We start from the raw sequence: 21,953 nt of genomic DNA, 5'->3' as shown, positions 1-21,953 counted from the left end.
GCACGGGACGGTCCGGACGGCCGTGGGACCGTCACACGGCCGCGGGCTCCGGTTCCTCGGCGGGCCGCGCCGGTTCCGCGGGTCCCTGCCCCTTCTTCGCCGCGCGCTTGTGCGCCCGGCGCTCCTTGCGGAGTTCGAGCATGGCGTACAGCGTCGGCACCAGGAGCAGGGTGAGCAGCGTGGAGGTGATCAGACCGCCGATCACGACCACCGCGAGCGGCTGGGCGATGAAGCCGCCCTCGCCGGTGACGCCGAGCGCCATCGGGAGGAGGGCGAAGATGGTCGCCAGGGCGGTCATCAGGATCGGGCGGAGCCGGTGCCTGCCGCCCTCGATCACCGCTGCGACCACGCCGTGACCCTGGCGCCGGTACTGGTTGATGAGGTCGATCAGCACGATCGCGTTGGTCACCACGATGCCGATCAGCATCAGCATGCCGATCATCGCGGGGACGCCCATCGGGGTGCCGGTGACGATCAGCAGGCCGATCGCGCCGGTCGCCGCGAACGGGATGGAGACCAGCAGGATCAGCGGCTGGACGAGCGACCGGAAGGTCCCGACCAGCACCATGAAGACGATCGCGATCGCCGCGAGCATCGCCAGGCCCAGGTTCCTGAACGCGCTGTCCTGGTCCGAGGTGACGCCGCCGATCGAGGCCGTCGCGCCCGCCGGGAGCTTCAACGCCTTGATCTTGGACTGGAGTTGGCTGCTGACCGCGCCGGTGTTGTCACCGGTCGGCTTCGCGGTGACGGTCGCGGCGCGCTGGCCGTCGATCCGGGTCATCGACACCGGCCCGTCCACCAGCTTCACGGTGGCGATGTCGCCCAGCTTCACCGGGCCCAGCTTGAGGGCGCGCAGTTGTGCGAGGGTCTCGGCCGGCTTCGCCGACTTCACGACGACGTCCCGCTCGGTGTCGTCGAGGACCGCCTTCGCGGCCGTGGTGCCCTTGACCGCCTGGGTGACGGCGGCGCCCAGCGTCTGGTCGTCGAACCCGGCCGCCGCGGCCTTGGAGTTGGCCTTCACCGAGATGCGCGGCACGCTCTGGGAGAGGTCGCTGGTGACGTCGGTGACGTCGTCCAGCTTGGCGACCGCGGCCCGGACCTGCTCCGAGGCCTTGCGCAGCACGTTCCCGTCGGCCGCCTTCACGACGACGCTCAGGTCCTGGCTGCCGAAGCCGTCACCGGCGGACACCGTGGTCGTACCGATGCCTGGCAGCTTGTGCAGGCCCTCCTCGATGGCGTCCTGGACCTTGTCGTACGACTTCGAGTCGTCCAGCATCACCGAGTACGACGCCTGGTTGGTGTCCGTGCCGCCGCCGAAGGCCGCCATGAAGCCGGACGAGCCGATCGTGACCTGGTAGTCCTTCACCCCGTCGACGGAGGCGAGCAGCTTCTCGACCTTCTTCGCCTGCGCGTCGGTCGCCGCCAGGCTGGTGCCCGGCTTCAGCTCCTGCTTGACGGTGAGGACCTCCTGGTCGCCCTGGTCGAAGAAGTTGGTCTTCAGCAGCCCGGACATGCCGAACGTGAGGACCAGGACGACGATCGCGATCAGCACGCTGGTGAGGCGGCGCCGGGTCGCGAAGCGCAGGACGGGGACGTAGGCGCGCTGGAGCCGGCTGTCGGCCTCCTTCGCCTCGGCCTCGCGGCGGGCTTCCTCGGCGTCCTCGGGGGTGCCCTTCGGGGCGCGCAGGAACCAGTACGACAGCACCGGTACGACCGTCAGCGAGACCAGCAGGGAGGCCAGCAGCGCGGCCGTCACGGTAATGCTGAACGAGCCGAACAGGGCGCCCACCATGCCGCCGACCAGGCCGATCGGCAGGAAGACGGCGACCGTGGTGAGGGTGGAGGAGGTGACCGCGCCGGCCACCTCGCGGACCGCGCCGAGGATGGCGGCCTGGCGCTCCTCGCCGTAGCCGAGGTGGCGCTTGATGTTCTCCAGGACCACGATCGAGTCGTCGACGACCCGGCCGATGGCGATGGTGAGCGCGCCGAGGGTGAGCATGTTGAGGGAGAGGCCGCGGGTCCACAGGACGATGAGCGCGAGGACCACCGACAGCGGGATGGAGACCGCCGTCACCAGGGTCGAGCGGATCGAGGCCAGGAAGACCAGGATGATCAGGACCGCGAAGACCAGGCCGAGGGCGCCCTCGGTGGTCAGGCCCTTGATGGACTTGGAGACCGCCGGGCCCTGGTCGCTGACGACCGTGAGGGTGGCGTCGGAGCCGAGGTCCTGACGCAGCTTCGGCAGCTTGTCCTTGACCGCGTTCGAGATGGAGACCGCGCTGCCGTCGTGGTCCATGGTGACGTTCACGGCGAGGCTGGGGCGGCCGTCGGTGCGGGTGATGGAGTCGGCCGGAGCCTCCTGCTCCCTGACCGATGCCACGTCACCGAGGCGCACGGGCTTCCTGACGCCCTGTCCGGTGACCATCAGGTCCTTGATCTGCGCCAGCGAGGTGAGTCCGCCGCCGACCTGGACGGTGCGGTTGGCGCCGTCCTCGTCGAAGGAGCCCGCCGGCACGGTCGCGCCGGCCGCCTGGAGGGTCTGGGCGACCACGGCCGGGGTGAGACCCGCCTCGGCCAGCTTCGCCTGGCTCGGGGTGACGGTGACCTGGAGGTCCCGCACGCCGGTGACCTGGACGCGGCCGACGCCGTCGATGTCCTTCAGGTCCGGGACGACCGTCTTGTCGAGCTGGTCGGCGAGGGCCTGCTGGTCCTTGCCGGAGGAGACGGCGAGGACCACGGTCGGCATGTCGTCCGTGGAGCCGGAGATGACCTGCGGGTCGACGCCGTCCGGGAGCTGGGCGCGGTTGACGGCCAGCTGGACGTCGGCCACCAGCTGCTTGGTGTCGCTGCCGTAGTCGAAGGACGCCATGATCACGGCGTTGCCCTCGCTCGCGGTGGAGGTGACGCCGGTGATCCCGTCGACGCCTTCGAGGTTGTTCTCGACGGGCTCGATGACCTGCTTCTCGACGACGTCGGGGGCCGCTCCCTGGTAGGGGGCGATGACCGACACCATGGGCAGGGAGATGGTGGGCAGCAGCTGCTGCTTGATCTGGGGGATGGCGATCGCCCCGAAGGCGAGCGCGATCAACGACATGAGGCCTATCAGGGCCCGCTGCGCGAGGCTGAATCGGGACAGCCAGGACATGGGTCAGGGTCTCTTTTCGGTGAGCTGCTGTGAGCGGAGCTGCTGTGAGCGGCGGATGAGCGGCGGATGCACCGCACAGGGGGCACCTGTGAGCGCCCACCCCACCACCCTGACCCATGAACCGCCCTGCTCACGTAGGCCCTGGGTGCCGTCCTTTATCCGGCTCCTACTCCCGCCGCAGTACGCCCGGGTGGAGGTCACTCCATCCTCGGACGGACCAGCCCCGACTCGTACGCGATCACCACGAGCTGTGCCCGGTCCCGGGCGCGAAGCTTGGCCATGGCCCGGTTGACGTGCGTCTTCACGGTCAGTGGGCTGACCTCCAGGCGCTCGGCGATCTCGTCGTTGGAGTGTCCGCCGGCGACCTGGACCAGAACTTCGCGCTCGCGTGAGGTGAGGGCGTCGAGCCGCTCGGCGCGGGCCGGGTCGCGGTCGGCGCCGGCGTCGCCCTGGGCGAGGAAACGGGCGATCAGCCCCTTGGTGGCGGTCGGGGAGAGCAGCGCCTCGCCGCCGGCGGCGACCCGGATGGCGCTCAGCAGCTCCTCGGGTTCGCTGCCCTTGCCGAGAAAGCCGGAGGCGCCCGCGCGCAGTGCCTGCACGACGTAGTCGTCGACCTCGAAGGTGGTCAGTATGACCACCCGGACCCGGTCGAGGGCCGGGTCCTCGCTGATCAGCCGGGTGGCGGCCAGGCCGTCCGTGCCCGGCATCCGGATGTCCATCAGGACGACGTCGGCCCGGGTCTCCCTGGCCAGCCGTACCGCCTCGGCGCCGTCGGAGGCCTCACCGACCACCTCCATGTCGGGCTCGGAGTCGACGAGTACGCGGAACGCGCTGCGCAGCAGGGCCTGGTCGTCGGCGAGCAGGACACGGATCGTCATACGGAATCCCCCAGGGCGGCCGTTCGGTCGTTCGTACGGTCGTCGGTGTCGGTCTGGACCGGCAGGATCGCATGGACCCGGAAGCCGCCGCCGTAGCGGGGGCCGGTGGTGAGGGTGCCGCGCAGGGCGGTGACGCGCTCGCGCATGCCGAGCAGGCCGTGGCCGCCGCCCTCCTCGGGGGCGGTGTCCTCGCCGGAGCCGTTGTCGAGGACGGTGACCTCGATGCGCGGTCCGACGCGTACGACGCTGACCTCGGCCTTGGCCTCGGGCCCCGCGTGCTTCTGCACGTTGGTCAGGGCCTCCTGGATGATCCGGTAGGCGGCCAGGTCCACGGCGGCGGGCAGGGTGGCGCCCTGGTCGGCGCGGGCCACCTCGACCTGGAGGCCCGCGTTGCGGAAGGTGTCGGCGAGCTCTTCGAGGCGGTGCAGGCCGGGGGCAGGTTCGGTGGGGGCCTCGGGGTCCCCGGACTGGCGGAGCAGGCCGACGGTGGCGCGCAGTTCGTTGAGCGCGGAGCGGCTGGCCTCGCGGACGTGGGCGAGGGCCTCCTTGGCCTGGTCGGGCCGCTTGTCCATGACGTGCGCGGCGACGCCCGCCTGCACGTTGACCAGGGCGATGTGGTGGGCGACGACGTCGTGCAGGTCACGGGCGATGCGCAGACGCTCCTCGGCGACCCGGCGGCGGGCCTCCTCCTCGCGGGTCCGCTCGGCGCGCTCGGCGCGCTCCCGGATGGCCTGGACGACGGCCCGCCGGCTGCGCACCGCGTCCCCTGCGGTGGCGCCGATGCCGGTCCAGGCGAAGATCGCGAGGTTCTCCTGGGCGTACCACGGGAGGGGGCCCGCGGCCATCGCGGCGGTGGTCAGCACGGTCATGGTGAGCAGGCCGGCCCGCAGGGTGGTACGGCGGTCGGTGGTGGCGGCGACGGTGAAGAGGGCGACGACGGCCGCCATCGCCACGGGGGCGCGGGGGTCGCCGGTGACGCACTCGACGACGGAGGCCGCGCCGGTGACGGCCAGGACCGTCTTCGGGGCGTGCCGGCGGAAGACCAGGGCGACGGCGGCGAGCGTCATCAGGACCAGGCTGAGGGGGTCCGGGGTGCGGATGCCCCAGGCGACGCCGTGCGCGCCGTGCGGGACGGCGAAAGAGCTGACGACCATGCACACGAGGGCGCCTGCGGCGATGACCGCGTCCACGGCGAGTGGATGGGCGCCGACTCTGCAGCGGGCTCTCTCGAAGGGGCTCACGGTCTGAACAGTACGGCTGGTTCGTGCGGGCCGGAACCGTCGGTTCGGCCCGCCGCGGGCACCGCCCGATTTCCCGTCAGCCCGGGATCAGGCCGTCGTCCCTCAGGAGGGCCCGGACCTCCTCCAGGGTGGCGTCCGGGGAGGGCAGGATCAGGTCCGAGGGTTCCAGGGCGTCGTCCGGGAGGGGGGCGCCGAGTTCCCGGACCTGGTCCAGGAGGGCGGTCAGGGTGCGGCGGAACGCCACCTCGTCACCGGACTCCGTCTCCGCCAGCAGCTCGTCGTCCAGCTTGTTCAGTTCGGTGAGGTGGCTGTCGGCCAGCCTCACCTGGCCCTCCCCCATGATCCTTACGACCATGTCGGCCATGTCGCCCTCCAGGCGTCGGCTACTGCTTGTCGAAGCGCGGGGTGTCCTGCGGCTGCTGCGCCTGCTGGCCCTGGCCGGTGCCGCCCTCGATCGCCTGCTGCGGCTGCCCGCCGGCCAGCTCCGCCTTCATCCGCTGGAGCTCCAGCTCTACATCCGTACCACCGGAGAGGCGGTCCAGCTCGGCGGCGATGTCGTCCTTGGCCATGCCGGTCGGGTCGTCGAGGGCACCGGAGGCGAGCAGTTCGTCGATGGCGCCGGCGCGGGCCTGGAGCTGCTGCGTCTTGTCCTCGGCGCGCTGGATGGCGAGGCCGACGTCGCCCATCTCCTCGGAGATGCCGGAGAAGGCCTCGCCGATGCGGGTCTGGGCCTGGGCGGCGGTGTAGGTGGCCTTGATGGTCTCCTTCTTCGTACGGAAGGCGTCCACCTTGGCCTGGAGGCGCTGGGCCGCGAGGGTGAGTTTCTCCTCCTCGCCCTGGAGGGTGGAGTGCTGGGTCTCCAGGTCGGTCACCTGCTGCTGGAGGGCGGCGCGGCGGGACAGCGCCTCGCGGGCGAGGTCCTCACGGCCGAGCGCGAGCGCCTTGCGGCCCTGGTCCTCCAGCTTGGTGGACTGCTGCTGGAGCTGGTTCAGCTGGAGTTCGAGCCGCTTGCGGGAGGTGGCGACGTCGGCCACCCCGCGGCGCACCTTCTGGAGCAGCTCGAGCTGCTTCTGGTACGAGTAGTCGAGGGTCTCGCGCGGGTCCTCGGCCCTGTCCAGGGCCTTGTTCGCCTTCGCGCGGAAGATCATCCCCATACGCTTCATGACACCGCTCATGGGCTTCGCGCGCCCCCTTCTGACGGACTCCGGCTCACAGATCCTGCGACAGAACCCACAGTACGGGCCCTGCCTCCATTACCGCACTGTTCGGGGACCGATGCGCTCATCCCCAAGGACGACTGCGGACGCATCCGCTCCGGCACAGGTAGTAGGTGGCCCCCCAGGGTCTCCCGGGGCGACACCCCGGTGAACCCGCGCGCAACCGCCGTACAACCCTCGTGCAACCCTCGTACAACGCCGGATCAACTCCGGATCAACTCCGAATCAACGTCGTACGAACCGAGCGAACCGTCTGCAACGTCCCCTCTGTCCCCTATGGAGACGAGTGGCGTTGCGGGATCGTTCCCCGCCGGACTAGGGCCCACACGCGTCCACCCCGTACCCTTGGGTTTTGTGTTCCGTAGCCGTGCCAAGGAAGAGAAGGCCCCCGCCGACAAGGCGGCGGTGACCGACTCCAAGCAGACCCGTGACCCGCAGGCGCCCAAGGGCAGGCCCACGCCCAAGCGCAGTGAGGCCCAGACCCAGCGCCGCAGCGTGGCCAACACGCCGAGCAACCGCAAGGACGCCGCCAAGCGTCAGCGCGAGGACCGGCGTGCCGCCATGGAGCGGCAGCGCCAGGCGCTGGCCACCGGCGACGAGCGGTACCTGCCGGCCCGTGACAAGGGCCCGGTCCGCAAGTTCGCCCGCGACTGGGTCGACTCGCGTTTCAACGTGGCGGAGTTCTTCCTGCCGCTGGCCGTGATCATCCTGGTGATGAGCGTGGTCAACAACTCGGCGATCAAGAACATCGCGCTGCTGCTGTGGCTGGTCGTGATCGTGCTGATCGTGCTCGACGCGCTGGTGAGCGGCTTCCGGATGCGCAAGCGCCTCGCCGAGCGCTTCCCCGACCAGAACAAGAAGGGCGCCGTCGCCTACGGTCTGATGCGCTCCCTCCAGATGCGCCGGCTCCGGCTGCCCAAGCCGCAGGTCAAGCGCGGAGAGCGGCCCTGAGCACAGAGCCTTTCTCCGGAGGTGCGGCGAAAGCCTGGCTGACCAGGCTGGGCGGTCTGCGTGACGTCGTACGGCAGGAGCTGGTGGCCCGGCAGCTCGACGAGCAGATAGCCGGGCGGTTCCCGGTCGGGCAGCGGCTGCGGGTGCTCGACGTGGGGATGGGCCAGGGCACGCAGGCGCTGCGGCTGGCCCGGGCCGGGCACCAGGTGACCGGCATCGAGCGGGAACCGGCGATGATCGCGGCCGCGCGGGAGGCCCTGGCCGGTGAGCCGGAGGGCATCCGTGAGCGGGTGCGGATCGTCGAGGGGGACGGGCGGGACACCGGCGTCCACTTCCTGCCGGGCAGTTTCGACGTGGTGCTCTGCCACGGCGTGCTGATGTACGTCGAGGAGCCGGACGCGCTGCTGGCCGGGCTGGCCCGGATGCTGGCCCCGGGCGGCCTGCTGTCGCTGCTGGTGCGCAACGCCGACGCGCTGGCCATGCGACCGGGGCTGAGCGGGGACTGGGCGGGGGCGATGGATGCCTTCGACACCGTCTCCTACCTGAACCGGCTGGGCCTGGAGGTGCGGGCCGACCGGCTGACCACCCTCACCGCCGCACTCGCCGGCATCGGTGCGCCGCTGCACTCCTGGTACGGCGTAAGGGTGTTCACGGACACGGCCGCGGACGGCACCGAGCCGCCCGACGGCCTGGAGACGCTGCTGGCGGTGGAGGAGCGGGCGGGGCGGACTGATCCGTACCGGACGGTCGCGGCGCTGCTGCACCTGTGCGGGGTCCGCGGCTGAACCCGTCGTGTGCTGCTCGTTCGGGTCAGCAGTACGAGCCGGACCGGCACCCCGCCACGAGACTCGGGGGCATGGACGCTTCCCGTACTCGTCGGACCTTCCGGACGGCCGCCGCACTCGGCTCCTGCTGTCTCGCCCTCGTCGTCGGCTGCTCCGCCTCCGGCGACGACACGGCCGAGGCCGGCTCGGCCGCCCGGGCCCAGGTGGCGGCCGTTCCCGTGGCGGCGGCCGATCTGCAGAACCAGTACCAGAAGGTGATCAAGGAGGTCCTGCCGTCAGTCGTGCAGATCCAGGCCAGCAGCGACCTGGGTTCCGGCGTGGTCTACGACGGCAACGGGCACATCGTCACCAACGCGCACGTCGTCCAGGGCGAGAAGAAGTTCAAGGTGACGACCGCCAACAACGAGGAACCGCTCACCGCGACGCTCGTCTACTCCTACCCCGAGCAGGACCTGGCGGTCATCAGGCTCGACAAGCTCCCCGACGGGCTGAAGGCGGCCACCTTCGGGGACACCGAGAAGGTCGAGGTCGGGCAGATCACGCTCGCCATGGGCTCGCCGCTCGGGCTGTCGTCCAGCGTCACCGAGGGCATCGTGTCGGCGACCGGACGGACCGTCAGCGAGAACCAGGAGGGCGGCGGCACCGGTGCCACCATCCCGAACATGGTGCAGACCTCGGCCGCCATCAACCCCGGCAACAGCGGCGGCGCCCTGGTCAACCTGGACGGCCAGGTCATCGGCATCCCGACGCTCGCCGCGAACGACCCCGACCTGGGCAACACCGCGGCGCCCGGGATCGGGTTCGCCATCCCGGGGTCGATGGTGAAGACGGTCGCCGACCAGATCATCAAGCAGGGCAAGGTCGTCGACTCGGGGCGGGCCGCGCTCGGCATCAGCGGGCGCACGGTCGTCGACGTGGACTACCAGCCCGCCGGGGTGGCCGTCGTGACCGTGAAGCCGGGGGACGCGGCCGACAACGCGGGCATCCGGCCCGGGGACGTCATCATCCGAGTGGGTGACGACGACATCACCACCATCACCTCACTGGCCGAGTCGCTCGCCACGGACCGGCCGGGTCAGAAGACGAAGGTGACGTACAGCCGGAACGACGTCGAGCGGACGGTGGATGTGACGCTGGGCGAACAGTGACGGCGGGGCGGCCCGCGGCGGGCCGCCCCTGACCGGCACCGCTCAGGACTCGTTCGCGTGCAGGCTCATCGGGCCGTAGATCTCGGTGGCGTCCTCGAAGAGCCGCACCTGGTCGGCGCCGCCGGCCAGCAGGTCCTTCCACTGCTCGCCGATCCAGGACTCGGCGTCGCCCTGGGTGGTGAACTCCTCGGGCTCCACCGCGGGCTGGACCTCCGTCCCGTCGGCCTTCTCGAACCGCCACGTCCATGCCGCCATGTACGCCTCCTTTGATCCAACTGGTGCATCGTATGTGGTCAGTGCAGGGTGCAGGACCCCTTCGGGACTACCACTGAGGGCAGGACTCATCGCGTCGGGTGAAAATCAGGGCGTGGAAGTGACTTTGCTCGGTACCGGTGCTCCCGCGGGCCTGCCCCGCCCGGACTGTCCCTGCGCGGCCTGTGCCTGCGCCGTCGGGGCGGACGTCCGGGCCGCCACGGCGGCGCTCGTCGACGGAGCGCTGCTGCTCGACCTGACGCCGGGCGCGGCGTTCGCGGCGGCCCGCGCCGGGCGGTCGCTCGCCGGCGTGCGGCAGGTGCTGCTGTCGCATCCGCACGACGGTCCCGCCGTCGAGGTGCCGGCCGGGCTCCCGCAGCCGGGGCGGGTGCCGGACGGCCGGGAGCTGGCGCTGCTGACCGGGCACCGGGTGCGGGCGCTGGCGATGGACGCGGGCGGTACCGGGTACGCGGTGACCGGCCCCGACGGGCAGCAGCTGCTGTATCTGCCCCCGGGCGGCACGCCGGCCGGGTTGGAGAACGGCAGCACGGAGTCGTACGACATGGCGCTCCTGGACGTCGTGGGGCGTCCGGACGCGCTGGCGCGCCTGCGGGCGGTGGGTGCGGTGGGCCCGGCCACCGACGTCATCGCCGTCCATCTCGACCACGACGTGCCGCCGGGACCGGAGTTGCGGCGGCGGCTGGCGGCGGCCGGGGCGCGGGCGGTGCCGGACGGTACGACGCTGACGGTGGGGGTGTACGAGGAGGTGCCCGACGTGCCGCGCCGGACGCTGGTGCTGGGCGGGGCGCGGTCCGGGAAGTCCGTGGAGGCCGAGCGGCGGCTGGAGTCCTTCCCCGACGTGCTGTACGTCGCCACGGGCGGGACGCGCGGCGGGGACACCGAGTGGGCGGATCGGGTCGCCGTACACCGGGAGCGGCGGCCGGGATCGTGGCGTACGACGGAGACGTGCGACCTGGTGCCGTTGCTGGCGCAGGACGGACCGCCGTTGCTGGTGGACTGTCTGTCGCTGTGGCTGACGGACGCGATGGACTCCGTCGGGGCGTGGGACGACACGGAGTGGGCGTCGGGCGGGGAGAAGGCGCTGCGGGAGCGGGTGCGGGAGCTGGCGGAGGCGGTGCGGGCGACTCGGCGGACGGTGGTCGCCGTCTCCAACGAGGTGGGGTCCGGGATCGTGCCGGCCACGGCGTCGGGGCGGCGGTACCGGGACGAACTGGGCAGGCTGAACGCGGCGTTCGCGGACGAGTGCGAGCAGGTGGTGCTGGTGGTGGCCGGGCAGGTGGTGGTGCTGCGGTAGTCGGGGTGGGGGTGAGGGGTGGGAGGGCGGGGGTCAGCGCCTCTTTCTCGCGATGATCCGGTATCCGTTGGAGAAGGGGGTGCGGCGCAGCAAGGGGGCCAACGCGTGGTCGACGGCCGCCGCCACGGCCACCAGCGGGGCCGCCGCCCGCAGCCCCCGTTTCGGCAGCACCCGGCCCAGCAGCAGGGTGAGCGCCGCCGAGATGTCGTACGGGATGTGGGGCGATTTCCGGTCGGCTTTCAGGATCTCGCAGCCCTGGGACTCCAGCTCGGCCCGCAGGTTGGCCGGCGGCACCAGATGCAGATGGCGGGGCTGGCCGTACGGGACCCACCACTTGCCGAGGAGCGCGCCGAAGGCGCTGCGCGGGTTGGCGATCTCGATCAGGAGGTGGCCGCCGGGGCGCAGCGCCGCGAGCGCCGCGCGGAGTTCGGCGCGCGGGTCGGGGGCGTGTTCGAGGTGCCGGAACATGCTGACGACGTCGTAGCGGCCGCGCAGCCGGACCAGCAGGTGCGGGGCGGTCAGGTGGCCGCAGTGGGCCTCCTCGACGTACTCCTCGGCCTGGGCCCACGTCACCCGCAGGGTCGAGTCCAGGCCGTCGAACGACGTGTACGGGAAGAGTTCCTTCGCCGTGCGCGGGAAGTGGGCGCGGCCGGTGCCGACGTCCAGCCAGCTCTCCGGCTCCGTCAGCGCCTGCATCTCGCGGGCGGCGGCCCGGTGCCGGCGGCGGCCGCCGCGGGTCGCGAGCAGGCGGTCGGTGTAGTCCTCCAGGCGGCCCTCGTAGTAGTCCCGGTGGTAGAGGGTGAAGCCCTCCGCGGTCAGCCGGGGGTTCTGGAAGGCGTGGCCGCAGTCGCGGCACTCGTCGACGGCGAACCTGCCGGGCCGGTGATGGAGGAGGTCGGGCGTGCGCAGCCGGGTGCGCAGGCGTCTGGAACCGCACCAGGGACAGTCCTCGCGGCGCGGCTCGTGGAACCGGTCGGCTGCCGGGAGAAGTTCGGGTGTGGGCGGCATGGGCGGCTCCCTGTGCTCCCTGTACGCAATCCACTGCAAAACGGAACGTATGGGATACCGATCTTGCCTGCCAAGACGCCGTGCGGGTGTGGTGGCGATCTGGCCCCGAACCGTTGGTTCGGTGCCGGTACTGTTCGGCGAATGAGCTCGCTTAATCTCGACGACTTCACCGATCTGATCGAGCGCCCCGACGGCGGTGTGCGCCGTGACGCAGAGGCGCGCCGGGAGCGGCTGATCGTGCCGCCCGGGTCGCTGGGCCGCCTCGACGACCTGGGTGAGTGGCTGGCCGCCGCACAGGGTTCCGTGCCGGTACGGCCGGTCGAACGGCCGCGGGTCCTGCTCTTCGCCGGTGACCACGGCGTCGCCGAACTCGGCGTGTCCGCACGGCCCGCGGGCAGTGCCGGGCTGCTGGTGCGGGCGATCCTGGAGGGGGCCAGCCCGGTGGCGGTGCTGGCCCGGCGGCTCGGGGTGCCGCTGCGGATCGTCGACATGGCCCTGGACTGCGACCCGGACACGCTGCCCGCGGAGGTCGTACGGCACCGGGTACGGCGGGGCAGCGGACGTATCGACATCGAGGACGCGCTGACCCTGGAGGAGGCGGAGGCGGCCTTCCGGGCGGGGACGGCGCTGGCCGACGGGGAGGCCGACTCCGGGACCGACCTGGTGGTGCTCGGCGATGTGAGCGTCGGGGGGACCACGGCGGCCTGCGTCCTTGTCGCGGCCCTGTGCGGGACCGACGCGTCCGTGGTGACCGGGCGGGGCGGGCTCGCCATCGACGACCTCGCGTGGATGCGGAAGTGTGCGGCGATCCGGGACGCGTTGCGGCGGGCGCGGCCGGTGCTCGGGGATCAGCTGCAGTTGCTGGCGACGGTCGGCGGGGCCGACCTCGCGGCGATGACCGGGTTCCTGTTGCAGGCGGCGGTGCGGAAACTGCCGGTGGTGCTGGACGGGGTGGTGGCCGCCGCGTGTGCGCTGGTCGCGCAGCGGATCGCGTTCCGGGCACCGGACTGGTGGCTGGCCGGCCATGACAGCGGGGAGCCGGGCCAGGCGAAGGCGCTGGACCGGATGGCCCTGGAGCCGCTGCTGGAACAGGGCCTGACGGTCGGTGAGGGAGCGGGCGCACTGCTCGCCCTGCCGCTGGTCCAGTCCGCGGCGGCCCTGGCGGCGGAACTCCCGGAGAAGCCGCAGGAAGAGGAGAAACCGGAGGAGTAGAGGTATCACCGGCAACGGCGAGGTCCGTGCGTGTGGTGGGGTTCGTTGTGGGGGCGCCCATATGATCCATCTCCATGGGAGATGTCCGAATTGCCGTTGAGCGGTGTGGTGGACGTGCGGTGGGGCGGCGGGCCGGCGGGGTTTCCCGGCGGGGCGCCGCCTTTGCCGTGTGGTACTTGCGGGCCGTCGCCTTCGTCAACTTCCTCAGCGCGGTGTGGGTGTCGTTGGGGCAGGACGTGCGGCGGCACAACCAGGAGGACTTCTTCACGCCGTACCTGCTGACCGCCGGCTTCGCCTCCGGGGTGTTCACCGCGTTCCTCGCGATCACGATGCGGCGCCGCAAGCGGGCCGCCTGGATCCTCAACCTCGTCCTGAGCGGGCTGTTCCTCGCTCTGTTCGCGTTCGCCATGGCGTTCCCGGAGATCCGGCGGTACCCGCAGAACTGGATCTCCATCGCGCTGACCGCCGCCTTCGTGGGCGCACTGCTCGCCGGCCGCCGGGAGTTCTACGCCAAGGGCGACCGGTCGAACCCGCGGCTCGCCGCGACCGTGGCCGTCGGCGGCGGCCTGCTCGCCTCGCTGCTCGCCGCCCTCCTCGTGACCTTCACCAACCAGGCCCCGCACGCCGCCCGTTCGACGTTCGCGGAGCGCTGGCACTACGGCACCCTGCGCCTGGTCTCGGTCGCCGCCGACCCCTCCCGGTTCCCGTACATCGCACCGCCCAACTGGGTGAACGTCTCCGTCAACGTACTGAGCACGCTCCTCGTCCTCACCGTCCTCTACGCCGCCTTCCGCTCCCGCCGCGCCGTCGACCCGATCACCGAGGACGACGAGAAACGGCTGCGGGCGCTGCTGGAGCGGCACGGCGAGCGGGACTCGCTCGGGTACTTCGCGCTGCGCCGGGAGAAGAGCGTGGTGTGGTCGCCGACCGGGAAGGCGGCGGTGGCCTACCGGGTGGTCGGCGGGGTGTCGCTCGCCTCCGGGGATCCGATCGGGGATCCAGAGGCCTGGCCGGGGGCAATCGGGCCGTGGCTGGACGAGGCGCGGGCGCACGGGTGGATCCCGGCGGTGATGGGGGCGAGCGAGGAGGCCGGGACCGTGTACGCGCGGCACGGGCTCGACGCGCTGGAGCTCGGTGACGAGGCGATCGTCGAGGTCGCCGAGTTCACGCTGGAGGGGCGGGCCATGCGGACCGTCCGGCAGGCCCACAACCGGGTCGGGCGGGCGGGCTACTCGGTGCGGATCCGCCGGCACGAGGACATCCCCGCGGACGAGATGTCGTACCTCCTGCGGCGCGCCGACGACTGGCGGGACGGCGCCACCGAGCGCGGGTTCAGCATGGCGCTGGGGCGGCTCGGGGACGGGCGGGACGGGCGGTGCGTGATGCTGGAGTGCACCGACGGGGAGGGCCGGCTGCGGGCGCTGCTGTCGTTCGTGCCGTGGGGGCCGCGCGGGCTCTCCCTCGACCTGATGCGGCGGGACCGGGACTCCGACAACGGGCTGATGGAGTTCATGGTCATCGAGTTGCTGCGGCGCGCCGGAGAGATCCGGATCACGCAGGTCTCGCTCAACTTCGCCATGTTCCGATCGGTCTTCGAACGTGGTGCGCGTCTCGGCGCGGGGCCGGTGCTTCGGCTGTGGAGGTCCTTGCTGAGCTTCTTCTCCCGGTGGTGGCAGATCGAGTCCCTGTACCGGGCCAACGCCAAGTACCGGCCCATCTGGGAACCCCGGTTCCTGCTCTTCGAGAAGAGCGCGGACCTGCCGCGCATCGGCCTCTCGTCGGCCCGCGCGGAGGGGTTCCTGGAGACGCCGGTGCTGCCGAAGTGGCTGCACCGACGGCATCTGGACACGGACCGGGACACACACCGATGAGGACCACCGCATGAAGCAGGTCGCCCGCTGGGCCCGCGCCGAGTGGGGTCCGCTGTTCACCACCGTGCGCGGCGCGCTGGCGAAGCGGCGGCTGCGGGCGGTGCCGATGGCCGTCGCGGCGGTGTGTCTGACGGCGCTGCTGCAGTTCGTCCAGAACCAGTCGTGGGGCTATCGGTTCGTGCAGGACATCGGGGGCGTGCGCGCCGCGGACCCGCTCTGGCCGGCCCTGCTGCGCACTCCCCTGTCGCTGTTCGTACCGGCGCTGGACCTGCCGGTGTGGGGCGCGCTGGTGCAGATCCTGGTCGTGTTCGGCATCGCCGAGGTGTGCCTGGGCTGGTGGCGGACGCTGACCGTCGCGTACGTCGCGACCCTCGCCGGCACGCTGTACGCCCGCGTCGGCATCGCGCTGGGTCCGCACAGCCCCCTGGGCCTGCCCGCCTCGGACGCCTGGGTGGTGGACACCGGCCCCTCGGCCGCCGTCGTCGGGCTCGCGGTCGTCCTGGGCCGGCAGTACGGCGCGTACGTCACCACGGGTGCGGTGGCGGCGGCGATGGTGGTCGAGGTGGCGCTGAAGGACAACCTCGCCGGCAAGGAGCACCTGGCGGCGATCGCCGGCGTGGTGGCGCTGTACGCGGCGCTGGCGGCGGGGCGGCGGCTGCGGCGCCGGTGGCGTCAGCGGCGGCCGGGCAGCCGGGCCGGTTCGGGGCGGTCCGGCTTGCCGCCGATCCAGTCCTGAAGGGTCCTGCTGAGCCGGGCCCAGCGGCGGTCGTGGTGGTAGGCGCGCAGCCCGGCCCTGGCCCGGGCGCGCGGGCGGTCGGCGTAGAAGCGGCGGGCCCAGGCCGAGCCGGGACGGGCCAGCCGGACCGCGCCGACGAGACCGACGAACGGGACGACCACCCCGAAGATCGCGAGACGGGCCTTGCCCTTGCTCAGGGCGACGAGCGAGAAGAAGAAGTTCGCGACGATGTTCGCGATGACGGCGCCCCGGTCCTGGAGTTCGTCGGCCGAGATGTCGTTGACGCCGAACGGCGAGAAACCGGCGAGCAGCAGCCCGACCATCGCGGCGGTGATGACGACGACCTCGACGCTCTGGCGGCCCTCCTCGGTCCAGTAGACGTCGTCGAGGTGCAGGATCAGGGCGAACTCGTCGAGCACGAGCCCCGCGCCGATGCCGAAGACGATCGCGGCGAGGGCCGCGCCGAAGCCCTGCCGGCCGCCGGCGACCGCGCCGAAACCGCCGATGACGACGAGGACGACGCCGGGAACCACATGGTGGATGTGCAGCCCGCCGGCCTTCACGTTGCCGAACGGGCCCTTTCCGGCGCGGATCAGCCGGGTGACGACCCGCGTGATCACGAAGGTCAGGACGAAGGCGCTCAGGGCGAGCAGCAGGGGGAGTTTGCCCGGCTCGATGACGTTCCGCTCCAGCCAATGTCCCATGTGCGCACTTTATCCCCGGCCGTGATGGGGACCCTCCTGACCACCGGGTAGCCTGCGCCGGTGGCTGCGACCTCTGCGACTCCCTGGCGTGACGGCCTCCGCTTCGCCTTCGGCACGCTCACCGTCTTCCCCGTGAAGGTGCCCCGCTGGGACCGCGAGGCCGCCCGGGGCGGCATGCTGCTCGCGCCGCTGGCCGGCCTCGCCGTCGGGCTCTGCGCGGGCGCGGTCGGCGCGCTGCTGGTCCTGGCCGGGGCGAGTGCGTTGCTGGCCGCGGTCGCCGCGGTCGCGGTACCGGCCGTGCTCACCCGGGGGCTGCACCTGGACGGACTCGCCGACACCGCCGACGGGCTGGGCAGCGGCAAGCCCGCCGAGGAAGCGCTGCGGATCATGAAGCAGTCGGACATCGGGCCGTTCGGGGTGATCACGCTCGTCCTCGTGCTGCTCGGTCAGGTGGCCGCGCTGGCCGAGGCCTACGGCGGCTCGTGGCGGCACGGGATGCTGGCCGCGGTCGTCGCGGCCACGGTGGCCCGGCTGGCGATGACCCTGGCCGCCGTGGAGGGGGTGCCCGCGGCCCGGCCGGAGGGGCTGGGGGCGGCGGTGGCCGGGGTGGTGCCGAAGGTGGGGGCGTCGGCGGTCACGATCGCGGTGATGGTGGTGGCGGCGGGGGCCGGAGCGCTGGTGGGGCCGGCCGACAGTCTGCGGGCGTTGCTCGCGGTGGTGGTGGCGGAGGCGGCGACGGATGTGCTGCTGCGGTTGTGCCGGCGGCGGTTCGGTGGGGTTACGGGAGATGTGTTCGGGTGCCTTGCCGAGACGGCGGCCACTGTGGCGCTTGTGGTGTTTTCTTTGGGGGACTGAAGGTCGCGCGTCCCTCAGGGGCGCTTCAGCACGCCTTTCTCCATACGCCCAGCTCGTACTTCTTCTCCAGTGAGCTCAGTTTCAGCTTGCGCGACTGGGCGCAGAACTTCGCCGTCGGCAGTTCGTACTCCACGTGGAAGACGGCCTTGTCCGCCGTGATGAACGGCTTCAGGTCGTCGCACTCGCCGTACTGGGCGCACTGCTCGTTGACCGCGAAGTCGAAGTCGGTGACCAGCTGCGGGATCTGGTCCAGGTCGTTCTTAAGGCCCACCGACATGCCCCGGTCGTGGGCCAGCCGGGCGATGAGCCGGTTGTAGCGGAGCTGGTCGGCCGCCTTGAGGGGGAAGCCGGTGCGGTTCTTGTAGCCGTCCATGTTGTCGGGCTCCACCGCGTCGAAGCCCTTGTCCTTGCACATGTCGAAGCGGGCCGCCATCAACGGCTCCAGGACGTCCGTACGGCGGATGTCCAGCCAGCGCTCACCCTCCCAGCCGTTGCCACGTCCCAGCACCGACCCGGGGAACTTCTTCGCGTCGGGGCGCCAGTCCTCGAAGGCGCCGGTGGAGAGGTAGCAGATGACCTTGCGGCCCTTGCCGTGCAGCGTGCCGACCGTCGCCTCGGACTGGTCGAAGCCGTCGATGTCGTACACCGACGCCCGCACGGACGTGTCCACGCGGCCGCTCAGTTGCCACTGCCAGGTGACCCCGGGCCTAGGCTGCCACCGCCCGGCGTCGTCCGGGGCCCCGGTGCAGCCGGCGAGCAGGGCCAGCGGGACGAGCAGGGGTGTGGTGACGCGAAGTTTCACCGGGCGGGCTCCAGGGTGTACGACAGGGGACCCGTCGATGATCTCCCACCCCGGGTGCCGCGGTCGCTTCGCGGGGTTGCGCCTACGGCAGTTTCAGCGTGACCGCCGACTGCAGCGGCCCCGGTGTGGTCCAGGCCGAGCGCGCACCGGCGTACGGCGTTCCGAACACCTGCGCGGTGAGCAGGAGTTGCTGCTTCGTGCCCTCCGGTACGGTCACCGGGACCTGGGTTCCGGAGGGGGCCGTCACGCGACGAGTGTGGCCCCGGTCACCAAGCGCGAGAGAGGGAAGTGGCCATGACGCCACCCTCAGGTGAACGCCCGCAGGAATGAGCGGACGCATCCACACGCGTAGGCTCGTCCCGGGTGTTCGCCGACAGGGTGAAGGCCCCGGTGGCAACGCGCCCCCAGGCCACTGCCTAGGGTCGCTTCCCGGGCCCGGTCGACCCACCCACTCGGCCACAGCAACTCAACATCGGAAGCGAGATTCCACCACCGTGACTGCTCTCACTCTCAGCACCTCAGCGGCGCCCGGCCTCCGGGCCGACGCGATCGTGATCGGTGTCGCCAAGGGCACGGGTTCCCGGTCCGGGGACCTGGTCGTAGCGCCGGGCGGCGAGGCCGTGGACAAGGCCTACGCCGGCAAGCTCGCCGACGTCCTGGAGACCCTCGGTGCCTCGGGTGCCGAGGGCGAACTGACGAAGCTGCCCTCGCCGGCCGGCTTCAAGTCCCCGCTCGTCATCGCGGTCGGCCTGGGCGCCGAGCCCGACGGCGGCGGCTACGCCGCGGAGGCGCTGCGCCGGGCGGCCGGCGTCGCGGCCCGCACGCTGAACGGCGCGAAGAAGGCGGCCTTCGCGCTGCCCGTCGAGGACACGGCCGCCGTCGGCGCGATCGCCGAGGGTGTGCTGCTCGGCGCCTACTCCTTCGACGTCTACAAGGACAACGGCGGCAACGGGAAGGCGAAGAACGCCAAGGCGCCGCTCGCGGAGGCCACGCTGCTCGGCGGCAAGCCGCGGGACGCGGCCCACAAGGCGGCCCTCGCCCGCGCCACCGCGGTCTCCGAGGAGCTCAACCGCGCCCGCGACCTGGTCAACACCCCGCCGAACGACCTCACGCCGGCCGCGTTCGCCTCGATCGCCCAGGAGGCGGCCAAGGAGCACGGCATCAAGATCCAGGTGCTCGACGACAAGGCGCTCGTCAAGGGCGGCTACGGCGGCATCCTCGGCGTCGGCGGCGGCTCGGCCGCGACCCCGCGGCTGGTGAAGCTGTCGTACACGAGCCCCGAGGCGGACAAGCACCTCGCCTTCGTCGGCAAGGGCATCACCTACGACTCGGGCGGTATCTCGCTCAAGCCGGCCGGGCACAACGAGACGATGAAGTGCGACATGAGCGGCGCGGCGGCCGTCTTCGCGGCCGTCGTCTCGGCGGCACGCCTCGGTCTCCGGGTCAATGTGACCGGGTGGCTGGCGCTCGCCGAGAACATGCCGTCCGGCTCCGCCGTGCGCCCGGGTGACGTGCTGCGCATGTACAGCGGCAAGACGGTCGAGGTGCTCAACACGGACGCCGAGGGCCGGCTGGTCCTCGCCGACGCGCTGTGGGCGGCGTCGGCGGAGAACCCGGACGCGATCGTCGACGTGGCGACGCTGACCGGCGCGATGATGCTGGCGCTGGGCAGCCGGACGTTCGGGATCATGGCCAACGACGACGCGTTCCGCTCCGCGGTGCACGAGGCCGCCGAGGAGGTGGGCGAGCCGGCGTGGCCGATGCCGCTGCCGGAGCACCTGCGCAAGGGGATGGACTCCCCGACCGCCGACATCGCGAACATGGGTGAGCGGATGGGCGGCGGGCTGGTCGCGGGCCTCTTCCTGCGCGAGTTCGTGGGTGAGGGGATCACCTGGGCGCATCTGGACATCGCCGGGCCGGCCTTCAACGAGGGCGGTGCGTTCGGTTACACGCCGAAGGGCGGGACGGGGTCCGCGGTGCGGACGCTGGTGCGGCTTGCCGAGCTGACCGCCGAGGGTGACCTGGGCTGACGTCGGTTTTCGTGGACGGGACCTCGCGCGCGGGTAGGGCGGGGTCCCGTCGCCCACTGACTCGGTCCGCTCCGTCGTCGGGCGACTGCGGGCCGTGGGGGTTGCTCGCGCCCACGCGGCGGAGCCGCATGTCGAACACAGCCCCGCGCCCCTTACGGGGCGCTGCGTGTGGTGTCTCACACCCCAGCCCGGCGTCTCGTTCACCTCCGACAAGTGCGAAGATGGGGCTCGGCAGGACAGGGCCCCCACCACAGGGCCGAAGAAGAGCGGCCGGACACCAGCCGACCGACCGGTCAACCACCCGTATGGGAAAAAGGTGCCCGGCGTACGGCGCACATGCATGGAGGACGTGACGTGGCGAACGACGCCAGCACCGTTTTCGACCTAGTGATCCTCGGCGGTGGTAGTGGCGGCTACGCCGCGGCCCTGCGCGGGGCGCAGCTGGGCCTGGACGTCGCCCTGATCGAGAAGGACAAGGTCGGCGGTACCTGCCTGCACCGGGGTTGCATCCCCACCAAGGCCCTGCTGCACGCGGGCGAGATCGCCGACCAGGCCCGCGAGAGCGAGCAGTTCGGTGTCAAGGCCACCTTCGAGGGCATCGACGTGCCGGCCGTGCACAAGTACAAGGACGGCGTCATCGCCGGTCTGTACAAGGGCCTGCAGGGTCTGATCGCCTCCCGCAAGGTGACGTACATCGAGGGCACGGGACGTCTCTCCTCCCCGACCTCCGTCGACGTGAACGGCCAGCGCGTCCAGGGCCGCCACGTCCTGCTCGCGACCGGCTCCGTGCCGAAGTCGCTGCCCGGCCTGGAGATCGACGGCAGCCGCATCATCTCCTCCGACCACGCCCTCGTCCTGGACCGCGTGCCGAAGTCCGCGATCATCCTGGGCGGCGGGGTCATCGGCGTCGAGTTCGCCTCCGCCTGGAAGTCCTTCGGTGCGGACGTCACCGTCATCGAGGGCCTCAAGCACCTCGTCCCGGTCGAGGACGAGAACTCCTCCAAGCTTCTTGAGCGCGCCTTCCGCAAGCGCGGCATCAAGTTCAACCTGGGCACCTTCTTCTCGAAGGCCGAGTACACCGCCGACGGTGTCAAGGTCACCCTCGCCGACGGCAAGGAGTTCGAGGCCGAGGTCCTGCTCGTCGCCGTCGGCCGCGGCCCGGTCTCGGCCGGCCTCGGCTACGAGGAGCAGGGCGTCGCCATGGACCGCGGTTACGTCCTGGTCGACGAGTACATGCGGACGAACGTCCCGACCATCTCCGCCGTCGGCGACCTGGTCCCGACGCTGCAGCTCGCGCACGTCGGCTTCGCCGAAGGCATCCTGGTGGCGGAGCGGCTGGCCGGTCTGAAGACCGTTCCGATCGACTACGACGGTGTCCCCCGGGTCACGTACTGCCACCCGGAGGTCGCCTCCGTGGGTATCACCGAGGCCAAGGCCAAGGAGATCTACGGTGCGGACAAGGTCGTCGCCCTGAAGTACAACCTGGCGGGCAACGGCAAGAGCAAGATCCTCAACACCGCGGGCGAGATCAAGCTCGTCCAGGTGAAGGACGGTGCCGTGGTCGGCGTCCACATGGTCGGCGACCGCATGGGTGAGCAGGTCGGCGAGGCCCAGCTGATCTACAACTGGGAGGCGCTGCCCGCCGAGGTCGCCCAGCTCATCCACGCCCACCCGACGCAGAACGAGGCGATGGGCGAGGCCCACCTGGCCCTGGCCGGCAAGCCGCTTCACTCGCACGACTGACCCTCGGTCGACACACGCGACGACTCAGACTTCCGCAATTCGTAAGGAGCAACCGAAACC

Annotated in this window: 20 protein-coding genes; 10 read left to right on the top strand and 10 right to left on the bottom strand. The window is 71.7% G+C overall.

All coding sequences use genetic code 11. The annotated features are described in order from the left end of the window. Positions 1 to 31: 31 nt before the first annotated feature. The 5 genes from ACGFZQ_RS30070 to ACGFZQ_RS30050 all read right to left on the bottom strand — a co-directional run bounded on the left by ACGFZQ_RS30070 (position 32) and on the right by ACGFZQ_RS30050 (position 6,439). A complete protein-coding gene (locus ACGFZQ_RS30070; protein WP_393842981.1) occupies positions 32 to 3,145 on the bottom strand; it encodes an efflux RND transporter permease subunit in 3,114 nt (1,037 codons plus the stop codon). Between the two features lie 197 nt (positions 3,146 to 3,342). Next, positions 3,343 to 4,023 (bottom strand): response regulator, encoded by a 681-nt coding sequence (locus tag ACGFZQ_RS30065; protein WP_393842980.1) that lies wholly within the window; start codon positions 4,021 to 4,023, stop codon positions 3,343 to 3,345. Beyond that, positions 4,020 to 5,264 (bottom strand): sensor histidine kinase, encoded by a 1,245-nt coding sequence (locus ACGFZQ_RS30060; protein WP_393842979.1) that lies wholly within the window; start codon positions 5,262 to 5,264, stop codon positions 4,020 to 4,022. The genes ACGFZQ_RS30065 and ACGFZQ_RS30060 overlap by 4 nt, the downstream gene beginning before the upstream one ends. A gap of 76 nt (positions 5,265 to 5,340) precedes the next feature. Next, entirely contained in the window at positions 5,341 to 5,619 is a 279-nt protein-coding gene (locus ACGFZQ_RS30055) for a hypothetical protein (protein ID WP_351733314.1), read from the bottom strand. Positions 5,620 to 5,647: 28 nt separating this feature from the next. Then, positions 5,648 to 6,439 (bottom strand): PspA/IM30 family protein, encoded by a 792-nt coding sequence (locus ACGFZQ_RS30050; RefSeq protein WP_351732293.1) that lies wholly within the window; start codon positions 6,437 to 6,439, stop codon positions 5,648 to 5,650. A 318-nt stretch (positions 6,440 to 6,757) separates the two neighbouring features. Here ACGFZQ_RS30050 and ACGFZQ_RS30045 point away from each other — a divergent pair, with 318 nt between their 5' ends. The 3 genes from ACGFZQ_RS30045 to ACGFZQ_RS30035 all read left to right on the top strand — a co-directional run bounded on the left by ACGFZQ_RS30045 (position 6,758) and on the right by ACGFZQ_RS30035 (position 9,365). Then, positions 6,758 to 7,432 carry a DUF3043 domain-containing protein gene (locus ACGFZQ_RS30045; RefSeq protein WP_393842978.1) on the top strand — a complete coding sequence of 225 codons (675 nt, stop codon included), beginning with the start codon at positions 6,758 to 6,760 and terminating at the stop codon, positions 7,430 to 7,432. Positions 7,433 to 7,515: 83 nt separating this feature from the next. Next, positions 7,516 to 8,217: a class I SAM-dependent methyltransferase gene (locus tag ACGFZQ_RS30040; protein WP_393842977.1), complete on the top strand. Its 702-nt coding sequence runs from the start codon at positions 7,516 to 7,518 to the stop codon at positions 8,215 to 8,217. Positions 8,218 to 8,288: 71 nt separating this feature from the next. Continuing rightward, positions 8,289 to 9,365, top strand: coding sequence for a S1C family serine protease (locus tag ACGFZQ_RS30035; RefSeq protein WP_393842976.1), 1,077 nt, complete (start codon positions 8,289 to 8,291; stop codon positions 9,363 to 9,365). Positions 9,366 to 9,407: 42 nt separating this feature from the next. Here the strand turns inward: ACGFZQ_RS30035 and ACGFZQ_RS30030 are convergent, their stop codons facing one another. Then, on the bottom strand, positions 9,408 to 9,620 hold the full coding sequence (locus ACGFZQ_RS30030; protein WP_351732283.1) for a hypothetical protein: 213 nt from the start codon (positions 9,618 to 9,620) through the stop codon (positions 9,408 to 9,410). Between the two features lie 112 nt (positions 9,621 to 9,732). On the opposite strand from ACGFZQ_RS30030, the gene ACGFZQ_RS30025 reads away from it, so the two are divergent. After that, complete coding sequence (locus tag ACGFZQ_RS30025; RefSeq protein WP_393842975.1) at positions 9,733 to 10,932, top strand: bifunctional adenosylcobinamide kinase/adenosylcobinamide-phosphate guanylyltransferase; 1,200 nt, start codon at positions 9,733 to 9,735, stop codon at positions 10,930 to 10,932. A 33-nt stretch (positions 10,933 to 10,965) separates the two neighbouring features. Here ACGFZQ_RS30025 and ACGFZQ_RS30020 read toward each other — a convergent pair whose 3' ends face one another. Next, entirely contained in the window at positions 10,966 to 11,940 is a 975-nt protein-coding gene (locus tag ACGFZQ_RS30020) for a class I SAM-dependent methyltransferase (protein WP_393842974.1), read from the bottom strand. Between the two features lie 141 nt (positions 11,941 to 12,081). Here ACGFZQ_RS30020 and cobT point away from each other — a divergent pair, with 141 nt between their 5' ends. The 3 genes from cobT (at position 12,082) to ACGFZQ_RS30005 (ending at position 15,759) form a co-directional block, all read left to right on the top strand. Next, positions 12,082 to 13,152 (top strand): nicotinate-nucleotide--dimethylbenzimidazole phosphoribosyltransferase, encoded by a 1,071-nt coding sequence (gene cobT / locus ACGFZQ_RS30015; protein WP_351732276.1) that lies wholly within the window; start codon positions 12,082 to 12,084, stop codon positions 13,150 to 13,152. 74 nt (positions 13,153 to 13,226) lie between these two features. Next, a complete protein-coding gene (locus tag ACGFZQ_RS30010) occupies positions 13,227 to 15,023 on the top strand; it encodes a phosphatidylglycerol lysyltransferase domain-containing protein (RefSeq protein ID WP_393842973.1) in 1,797 nt (598 codons plus the stop codon). Positions 15,024 to 15,033: 10 nt separating this feature from the next. Further along, positions 15,034 to 15,759 (top strand): hypothetical protein, encoded by a 726-nt coding sequence (locus ACGFZQ_RS30005; RefSeq protein WP_393842972.1) that lies wholly within the window; start codon positions 15,034 to 15,036, stop codon positions 15,757 to 15,759. Here ACGFZQ_RS30005 and ACGFZQ_RS30000 read toward each other — a convergent pair. Next, positions 15,696 to 16,463: a hypothetical protein gene (locus tag ACGFZQ_RS30000; protein ID WP_393842971.1), complete on the bottom strand. Its 768-nt coding sequence runs from the start codon at positions 16,461 to 16,463 to the stop codon at positions 15,696 to 15,698. The two genes, ACGFZQ_RS30005 and ACGFZQ_RS30000, sit on opposite strands and share 64 nt — an antisense overlap. A 60-nt stretch (positions 16,464 to 16,523) precedes the next feature. Here ACGFZQ_RS30000 and ACGFZQ_RS29995 point away from each other — a divergent pair, with 60 nt between their 5' ends. Then, on the top strand, positions 16,524 to 17,318 hold the full coding sequence (locus ACGFZQ_RS29995) for an adenosylcobinamide-GDP ribazoletransferase (RefSeq protein ID WP_393842970.1): 795 nt from the start codon (positions 16,524 to 16,526) through the stop codon (positions 17,316 to 17,318). Positions 17,319 to 17,343: 25 nt separating this feature from the next. Here ACGFZQ_RS29995 and ACGFZQ_RS29990 read toward each other — a convergent pair whose 3' ends face one another. Together ACGFZQ_RS29990 and ACGFZQ_RS29985 are read right to left on the bottom strand one after the other, a co-directional pair. Continuing rightward, on the bottom strand, positions 17,344 to 18,120 hold the full coding sequence (locus ACGFZQ_RS29990) for an endo alpha-1,4 polygalactosaminidase (protein WP_393842969.1): 777 nt from the start codon (positions 18,118 to 18,120) through the stop codon (positions 17,344 to 17,346). A gap of 82 nt (positions 18,121 to 18,202) precedes the next feature. Further along, positions 18,203 to 18,367 carry a hypothetical protein gene (locus tag ACGFZQ_RS29985; RefSeq protein WP_393842968.1) on the bottom strand — a complete coding sequence of 55 codons (165 nt, stop codon included), beginning with the start codon at positions 18,365 to 18,367 and terminating at the stop codon, positions 18,203 to 18,205. Positions 18,368 to 18,614: 247 nt separating this feature from the next. Between ACGFZQ_RS29985 and ACGFZQ_RS29980 the strand changes: the two genes are divergently transcribed. Beyond that, on the top strand, positions 18,615 to 20,150 hold the full coding sequence (locus ACGFZQ_RS29980; RefSeq protein ID WP_393842967.1) for a leucyl aminopeptidase: 1,536 nt from the start codon (positions 18,615 to 18,617) through the stop codon (positions 20,148 to 20,150). A 354-nt stretch (positions 20,151 to 20,504) separates the two neighbouring features. Further along, complete coding sequence (lpdA, locus tag ACGFZQ_RS29975; RefSeq protein ID WP_393842966.1) at positions 20,505 to 21,893, top strand: dihydrolipoyl dehydrogenase; 1,389 nt, start codon at positions 20,505 to 20,507, stop codon at positions 21,891 to 21,893. Positions 21,894 to 21,953: the final 60 nt, after the last annotated feature.

Origin of the sequence: Streptomyces sp. NPDC048254 (assembly GCF_043201895.1) — a bacterium.
Lineage (GTDB): Bacteria > Actinomycetota > Actinomycetes > Streptomycetales > Streptomycetaceae > Streptomyces.
The sequence above is the reverse complement of the archived record's forward strand: the minus strand, read 5'-3'. Positions and strand labels throughout refer to the sequence as shown.